The organism is Bacteroides sp. An19, from assembly GCF_002160215.1.
Lineage (GTDB): Bacteria > Bacteroidota > Bacteroidia > Bacteroidales > Bacteroidaceae > Phocaeicola > Phocaeicola intestinalis.
The window spans coordinates 1-7,293 of record NZ_NFKD01000102.1; the positions used below are offsets into that span (position 1 = coordinate 1).

The 7,293-nt window shown below is 48.7% G+C and carries 7 protein-coding genes, 1 pseudogene and 1 riboswitch; of the genes and pseudogenes, 3 read left to right on the forward strand and 5 right to left on the reverse strand.

Annotated elements, in window-relative coordinates; genetic code table 11:
* Nucleotides 1–249 precede the first annotated feature (249 nt).
* Nucleotides 250–957, forward strand: coding sequence for a sigma-70 family RNA polymerase sigma factor (locus B5F25_RS20135; protein WP_087251655.1), 708 nt, complete (start codon nt 250–252; stop codon nt 955–957).
* Here the strand turns inward: B5F25_RS20135 and B5F25_RS20140 are convergent.
* From B5F25_RS20140 to B5F25_RS20150, 4 genes and pseudogenes are all read right to left on the reverse strand, one after another.
* Nucleotides 923–1,795 (reverse strand): clostripain-related cysteine peptidase, encoded by an 873-nt coding sequence (locus B5F25_RS20140; RefSeq protein WP_241148455.1) that lies wholly within the window; start codon nt 1,793–1,795, stop codon nt 923–925. The two genes, B5F25_RS20135 and B5F25_RS20140, sit on opposite strands and share 35 nt — an antisense overlap.
* A complete protein-coding gene (locus B5F25_RS22580) occupies nt 1,792–2,178 on the reverse strand; it encodes a hypothetical protein (protein WP_241148456.1) in 387 nt (128 codons plus the stop codon). Before B5F25_RS22580 ends, B5F25_RS20140 begins: the two co-directional genes overlap by 4 nt.
* A gap of 68 nt (nt 2,179–2,246) precedes the next feature.
* Nucleotides 2,247–3,989, reverse strand: a pseudogene (locus B5F25_RS20145) (helicase-related protein); the annotation flags it as partial.
* Nucleotides 3,990–4,092: 103 nt separating this feature from the next.
* On the reverse strand, nt 4,093–4,326 hold the full coding sequence (locus tag B5F25_RS20150; RefSeq protein WP_072531315.1) for a hypothetical protein: 234 nt from the start codon (nt 4,324–4,326) through the stop codon (nt 4,093–4,095).
* Nucleotides 4,325–4,430, reverse strand: a riboswitch (SAM-I-IV-variant riboswitch). It overlaps the preceding gene by 2 nt.
* Nucleotides 4,431–4,627: 197 nt before the next feature.
* Between B5F25_RS20150 and B5F25_RS20155 the strand changes: the two genes are divergently transcribed.
* On the forward strand, nt 4,628–5,014 hold the full coding sequence (locus B5F25_RS20155) for a hypothetical protein (RefSeq protein WP_087251656.1): 387 nt from the start codon (nt 4,628–4,630) through the stop codon (nt 5,012–5,014).
* 833 nt (nt 5,015–5,847) lie between these two features.
* Here the strand turns inward: B5F25_RS20155 and B5F25_RS22035 are convergent.
* Nucleotides 5,848–5,994 carry a hypothetical protein gene (locus B5F25_RS22035; RefSeq protein WP_162608538.1) on the reverse strand — a complete coding sequence of 49 codons (147 nt, stop codon included), beginning with the start codon at nt 5,992–5,994 and terminating at the stop codon, nt 5,848–5,850.
* 316 nt (nt 5,995–6,310) lie between these two features.
* On the opposite strand from B5F25_RS22035, the gene B5F25_RS20160 reads away from it, so the two are divergent.
* On the forward strand, nt 6,311–6,709 hold the full coding sequence (locus B5F25_RS20160; RefSeq protein WP_087251657.1) for a single-stranded DNA-binding protein: 399 nt from the start codon (nt 6,311–6,313) through the stop codon (nt 6,707–6,709).
* Nucleotides 6,710–7,293: the final 584 nt, after the last annotated feature.

Here is a 7,293-nt window from a genome sequence, read left to right on the forward strand (position 1 = left end):
TTGTAACGCATAATTGTAAAAGGGTCGTTTAATGAAATATCAACTTCTTATATCATTAAAGGATTGCTTCCTATATGTAATTCGTAGCGGACGGGGCGAGTGTTACCCGATTTTGCGTTGAAAAGGCTTAATGCGATACTTTTTAGGTCTTTCCCTATGAATTTTACCTTTTATTATAAATGTTACTGGCACGTAACACGAGTGTCACACTGTATGGCTAATTTTGCATCGTCCAAAAATATAAATATTATGGATGTTTCGGCTTTAGGACAAGATAAGGAAGAAGATGATTTCCAACTGCTTTCTGCCATTGCGGAAAACATGGATACGGCAGCATTCACACGTCTTTACGGCAAGTATGCGAAGTGGGCTTTCGGGCTATTCTATTCGCGGACGGGCAGTAAGGAGGCCGCATCCGAACTGTCACAAAACCTGTGGATGTACGTATGGGACAATGCGGGGAAAATCATCGGGAACCATGACGAAAAACGGCATACAATAAAAGGTTTGCTTTATGCCGTCATAGCCAAACGCATATTGGATTTCTACCGGATGGTGGAGAGTTGCCATAACATTGTGTCGTTGGACGACGAGGAAATATGGCGCATGGTGGTGAACATCGCGGATAATAACCCGACGGTATTCTCCAAACTGGATGTGGAAGCCATCCATACGATTACCGATGAAGTGCTTGAAAGGTTCGGTGAACTGGACAAAAAGGTCTTCGTCAGTATGAAGAATGGATATACAGCCAAAGAGGTGGCTGACATGTACGGATTTACGGAAGCCACCGTCAGGAAAAAAGTGTGCGTGATGACAAAGGAAGTACGTCTGAAACTGTGTGAGGCCGGATATGTGTCCGCCATCCTTTCGTGTGTCAGTCATCCAGAACATGCCGCTTTGATTATCATGTCCAGTTCCGTCATTCATAAATCCCTGACCATTCCAAATTATTGAAATAGTAACTGTATTCGCAGTTTCCTTTCCACCTGCTTAAAGGCATGTACATGCTCAGTCCGCTGAAATGTTCCTGACTGATGGATAACTTGTTGATGAACTGCGGCGTGGCCGCCTTGTAAACGACGGTGCGGCGCAACTGCGCGTCGAACTCGTCCGTCCGCCCTTCCACAACGGTGTGGACTATATCGCCCATGTCGAAAAACACGTTGGGCACGTTGTCCGTGTGGTACGCCTGCAAGACAGACGTGTCCAGAGCCTCCATGTCGTGCAACCTACCTTGCAGGACGTTCCGGGTGGCAGTGAAAAGTCCGCCAAGTTCGGCGGCATCCACCAGTGCGATTGTGGCCGAGCGCAGTATGTCGTGCCCCATACTGTTGTAGTGGCCGTAATAGGCGACGCAGGCCTGTTCCAAATCCTCCACGCCGCCAAACAGGTACGGAAGCACCTTCGCATAAGGGATGCCCGAAGCGTCATAGTCGGCTTCCGCAAGTACCTCGGTGGGTGAAGCTATCAGATAGTCCGCCTTGTTGCGCATTTCATACAGCCCTTCTATACACCCCATCAGGCATACATCAAACCAGATATATTCCGCCACATCATCGGGGAGGGCATCCGCCAATGCATCGATTTCCATCACGCCGGACGAGGAGTCATTCCCTGGATGGTTGTCGATGCCGATGTAGCGTGTGCGCGGGAATCCGTCAACCGCATTCCCCCTCGTGCCTTGCGGCACAAGATCGGAATCGTAACCACCTGGCAGCCAACCTATCGAATGCGACCAAAGCACCAGTCCGAAACGGTCGGACGGAACAAGCTCCTTGGCCTCGCTTATCACCCGCGCCAGCGTTTCCGGATTGGCGGAGTTCTCCTCCGCATACGACTTCGCGGGACTTCCCCGCCTTGCTGCGTGATACTGAACAGGCGCGGCGTTTCACCTTCCCTGTCCACATAGACCACCGCCGTGCCCGCACTGCGCTGTGCGCCCTGCCTAAGCTGCGAGATGGTATAGTCCACTTCAGAGTCCATCGAGTTGTCGGCGGCCATATACACCAGCGTGGTATAGGACACAGGGTCGGGCGGTACGATTATTTCCTCGTCCTCCGAACAGGATGCCAGCGGCAAAAGAAGGCAGTAGCCCAAAGCCGCACGGAAAAACTTGCGCTTGTTCATATTCCTCTTCCGGTTTAATTTGCCAAAGGTAACGGTTTGATATGACAACGGGGTTACAATGGCGAAAAAAAAGCGGACGGCGGGCCCGGTATATCACCGTCCTTGCCGTCCTCCCATCACATTTTCACGCCCCGGTATTCCTTGTGTCCGGGAATATCCGGCCTGCCTATTATAATATGGTCACGGATATAGTCACGGGCTGCATCGTCCGGCTTCGGCACGTTCTCCGCTTTCGGCACCGCCTGACCGCCTTGTTCCTGCCCCTGACTTGGCGTTTCCTCATGCTTGGGTGCCAGTTCCAGCTGTATTTTGCGGTCGAGGGCGGCAAGCTCGGACTTCAACTGCTTCAATTCGTCCTCCTTTTTCCATGTCTTGCCCGCTATCTCCTGCAACTGCGGTATCTCGCGTTCCAGCACTTGGTTCTTTTCCTCGTACTGCTTGATGATGGCGGGGATGCGCTCCAACGCATTGAGGAAGTTCACTGCGGCAGCGTGGGTGTCTGCCATCGCCAGATGGCCGTTGTTGTACTTGTACTTATAATGCCCCTCGATGACAAAACGGTTGTCGATGGTCTCGCGCCCGTCGCAAATCATCCGCTCGCTGACTACTTTGATGGGGAAGCCGTACAGCTCGCCGATTTGCAGGTACTGCCCGCCAGTCGTGGCATTCTTGGCTATCTCCTGCAACTTCCTGCCGATGGCTTTCTCATCAGCGGAAACCACCCCGTAAATCCGTATCGGGTTGAGCCGGTTGTCGTCCTTTCCGGTCTTGGCGGCAGCGGTGAACTTCTCCCAGTCTTCCGTCATGGCGGCGATGACGGTTTTGTTGTCATTCAGCTCCTTTGTCTTGCCCTCCAATTTCCATTCCGAATCGCGCTTTCCCCTGTTGAACGACTTGCGTTCGCCCTCTAATGAGGCTATCTTTTTTTCGAGCTTCGCCTTGTCAAGCAAATCCGTGTTGCCGGACAGTATCGCCATATACTCCGAGAAATTCATGCCCGACTTCTCGTCCATCGCCCCCTCGTCGATGGTTCGTGCGCCCAACGCGCCGCTTTTCAGCTGACTGATGAACGTCTGCTTGCAATGCAGCAGGTTGAACTTGTACGAGTCCAGCGACTTCTCCACCGCATAGATGATGACATCCACCTTGTTGTCCGCATAGAGCTTGGCAATCTCGTTGCCCTTTCTGACCGCCCGGCCGTCACGCTGTTGCAGGTCGGACGGACGCCAGGGACAATCTAAATGATGGATGGCTACAGCCCTTCGCTGGGCGTTCACGCCCGTGCCGAGCATACTGGTAGAGCCGAACAGCACACGTACACGACCCTCGTTCATCGCCTCTATCACCGCTTTCCGCGCCTTCTCGTTCTTGCACTCCTGAATGAAGCGGATTTCATGGGCGGGTATGCCGTAGTCCTCTACTAATTTGCGCTTGATTTCGGTATAGACGCTCCAGCCGCCACCGGGCTGGTACGTGCCCAAATCCGAAAAGACGAACTGCGTCCCCTTGTGCGCGTCATACTTGCGGTAATACTCCGCTATCATCTTGGCGCAATGGCTCGCCTTGTTGTCGGGGTGGTCCTCGTAATCCGGGTCAATCATGCGCATGTCCAGTGCCATCTTCCTTGCGTAGTCCGTGGCGATGAGCATCTTCGCCTTTTCCTCCGTTTCAGACAGTGGCGGTCTGCCCAGAATGGTCGCGTCGCCCGACTTGGCGAACTGCATCAGCTTTTCGATAAACACCTCCTGGTCGGGCGTGGGCGGTATGTGGTGCAGTATCTCGTTCTTCTTCGGACGGTCCACGCCCACGTCCTCCGCCGTGCGGTAGTCGGTTATCTCGTTGTAGAACGCCGCCAGCTTGTTCTGAAAATACAAATCGTTGTATTCCGCAAAACGTTTTTTCAAGTCATTCTTTGTAATTTCAAGCTTTCCCATTTTTTACCAAGCGTTGTTGCGGATTGCCTTATTTAATCATAAGTAGAGAAATATGTCTGTAAAAAGAGAACGGATAACCTCCACAAAGGTTTCCCATGCGAAGAGGCATGTCATCCCTCTCGTCTGTAGACTTATGGAAAGCCCAACAGTCCAGCTTGCTGGCATCGTACGTTTCCATATGTCCCAACACAAAATATTTAAAAAGTGATTGGTAAAAAGAGAATTCGGGGCGGTTTTCCCCCGTGATTGTAAAATCATCCATATTGTTTATATTTTGATTATTAGACAAATCCACATCGTCTTACCACCGTGGTTACAATATCGGAACTCGGTTGGTGCGTACTTAAACGACTCTTGATGTTTCGGTTGCAAATATAAGGTCGTGAAAGGTCGGTTTGCAAATTTTACAGGATAATTTGTGTTAATAGCCTTTTTCATGACAGTCCCACTTTTAGTCGGCTTCTATGAAATTTTTGTTAATCGCATCTTGTTCCCATATAAACAGATAAAAAATGCCTACTTTTGTTTCATTCATTAATGAACAAGTAATATAGGGAGTATATATGACGAAAGATAGATTTGAAGAAGCCTTGGACTATATCTGCCACTATGATTATGTGTCAGAATTGAAAAATATCACACCAAAGGTAACAAAGGACTTTGTGGAAGTGTCTTTGTCGCTTGTCACATCTGATGACGAAATTGACTATGGCGAATATCCTTGCAAAAAGAGCATGACGAGGCTATTCCACAAAGAATTATATCCCATATTGGTGAATGATGGTTTCCTCGACGAGAAGGGGAAGGCATCGGACGAAGTCGCCGAAGCAAAAGCGTGGAAAGTTTACTTGTGTTTGACAGACGGAGATGATGTCTATGCCAGCATTCATCTCTTTGACTATACAGAAGAAGGTGTGAAGCTTGTCGGTGAATCAGCCAATTATAAATAAGCCTTGGCTCATTGTGCCCTTATGCCCTTATGAAAGGTTTAGGGGATATGCATAACTGGAGTCTGTGGGTATCTTCCGGCACCGCGATAGCAACTTTTACTCAGATTAGGTATGGCGAATTGTCCAACTTTCATCTCATACTTCCATTGAATATTTCAATGATGATAATTCACTTATCTTCTCGGCTGTGGTGGACGGAGTGGAAACAGAAACAATCGAGGTTCCACTGGAGACCATGAATGTGGTTCAGAACAGAGGGCGGTATAATAAGGTTTCTGAGTTCCATGATGAAATTCTGAGGGTGAAGAATAAGGACATGCCTCTTATTGCAAAACGTATGTGCGCATAAGGTGAGAATTGAATCTTAGATATGGTTTAAAAGTAATAATGTTACATTGTAACGTAATTACTTTCTTACGTAATTACATAATAACTGTAATCCGTTGTAAGTGAGTGTAAAATATTTCCTCCCCACCCTATCTAAGGATTAAGCTGTAATCCGCCTGTTTCCTTCTTTGGGACTACACTTGTCTAAAGGAATAAAACTTCCGGCTTTCAAATTCAGCACCTCACATTACATACTCAAGATCATCTGGTGAGATATGCAGTTTGGCAATTTGCAGCAGCTCGGTTTTAACCCACCCTGGAAATGACCCGGTGCCTTCAGGCACCAGGAGAAAGCGGAGTCTCGAAAGTGCGTCTTTTTATGTGGCTGAAGCCTTTCCGTCTTTTGTTGTCTTCTTCCATTTTTCGGTGTGTGTAGCACAGACCTTTTTCCCTCTTCCTCCAGTGTCGTATCTGGCGGCTGACATAGGTCGGTTACCGCTCCGGTTTCACAGCCGTCCTTCCGGCAATATCCCTTCTTTTATTAGGATACACCCTTCCTTCTTTTTCCGTTGACGGCAGCCTCCTTCCCCCAGCTTCAACAGCCGGCTGATGTATGCCCCTTCACCTACACTGACCCCGGGCAGCATGGACATCGAAGCACGCTTGCTGCAAATTCCAAACCGGCAGTTGCTTCATCACGGAACCTGTACGGATGAGATACTTTTTCAGATGAATTTCCGGAGAAGTCAAATCATATTTCCTTGTGCAAATTTATGGAACAGCATCCACTTTTTCCCGAAAGTGTCGGTGGACGATTCGCAAATACCGGCTTAGCCTATTAACTCAGAATCTTCCTTTTTCTGTTGTTCATAAAAAGAGTATTCGTACATTTTTTCATGGTTACCACAGAGTCTGTTCCTTATTGAAGCACCGTAAAAATGATTAATTAACTTCTAAAATTCATGCATTATGAAAAAGATTGAAAACTCATTCGTGGTATCAGGTTTCGTTGCTAATGAAGCACAGGTTCGTAACTTTGAGACAGCAAGCGTAGCACGCTTCTCGATAGCTGTCAGCAGGTCAGAAAAGAAAGGTGAAGTGACCACCTATACATCAGCCTTCCTCGCTGTCGAAGCCTGGCGCAAGAACGAGGCCGCCGATTCGTTTGACCGGATAAAGAAGGGTGAACATCTCACAGTGAAGGGATATTTCAAACCGGAAGAGTGGACTGACAGTGCGACCGGTCAGAAGCGCAACTGTATAGTCATGTCAGCCGTCGAGTTTTATCCGACCCCCGAGAAGGAGGAAGAGGCGAAACCGGCTCCATCGGAGAAGAAACCGAAAAGGACGAAGAAGACAGTATCCTAATAGAAAAGAAAAGTGTGGCTTCGGCCACCTTTTTTTACGCCCTTTCGAGGATTTATCTTGCGTACACGCAGTTCTCTTACTCCCACCGCCATATTAAGGTATGTCCGGGTTGCCTTTGCCATCTGGTGTCTATTGGTATAGACGCTTCTGGCAGAGGCAGCGGACATCCGTTCTGTTGTATAGTCCAAGACTCTGTTTTCGACCATACACATCACTTATTACTCACCCATTGCGCACCGTGCCGGCATCCTGGGGCATAACGGCTATGCTGATATGCTCCGTATGTTGGCATGGTGCGATACACAAGGTAAGGGAAACCTTGTAGGTCTTTCTTGCATATATGCAGTTCTCTTACTCCCACCACCCCATTAAGGTATCGGCTGTATTCCTACCCTATCCGGCACTTGTCAGTCTGCTCACAGGCTTACAGACAGGCAAGAGACGGGTAGGAAAAGCCACACATATCCAATCCGCATCATGCTCCGATACGGAGCTAAGGCTATGCCTTAACAACCTTTATCTCCCACCTGATATACGAATTGACATAATATGAGTGCCCGGTACAGCCGCATTGCCTACCCGAA

Bases quoted from the DNA above. Each gene is read 5' to 3' on its own strand.
- B5F25_RS20135 (WP_087251655.1), top strand. From the start codon at position 250: ATGGATGTTTCGGCTTTAGGACAAGATAAGGAAGAAGATGATTTCCAA.
- B5F25_RS20150 (WP_072531315.1), bottom strand. From the start codon at position 4,326: ATGGATGATTTTACAATCACGGGGGAAAACCGCCCCGAATTCTCTTTT.
- B5F25_RS20155 (WP_087251656.1), top strand. From the start codon at position 4,628: ATGACGAAAGATAGATTTGAAGAAGCCTTGGACTATATCTGCCACTAT.
- B5F25_RS22035 (WP_162608538.1), bottom strand. From the start codon at position 5,994: ATGTCCATGCTGCCCGGGGTCAGTGTAGGTGAAGGGGCATACATCAGC.
- B5F25_RS20160 (WP_087251657.1), top strand. From the start codon at position 6,311: ATGAAAAAGATTGAAAACTCATTCGTGGTATCAGGTTTCGTTGCTAAT.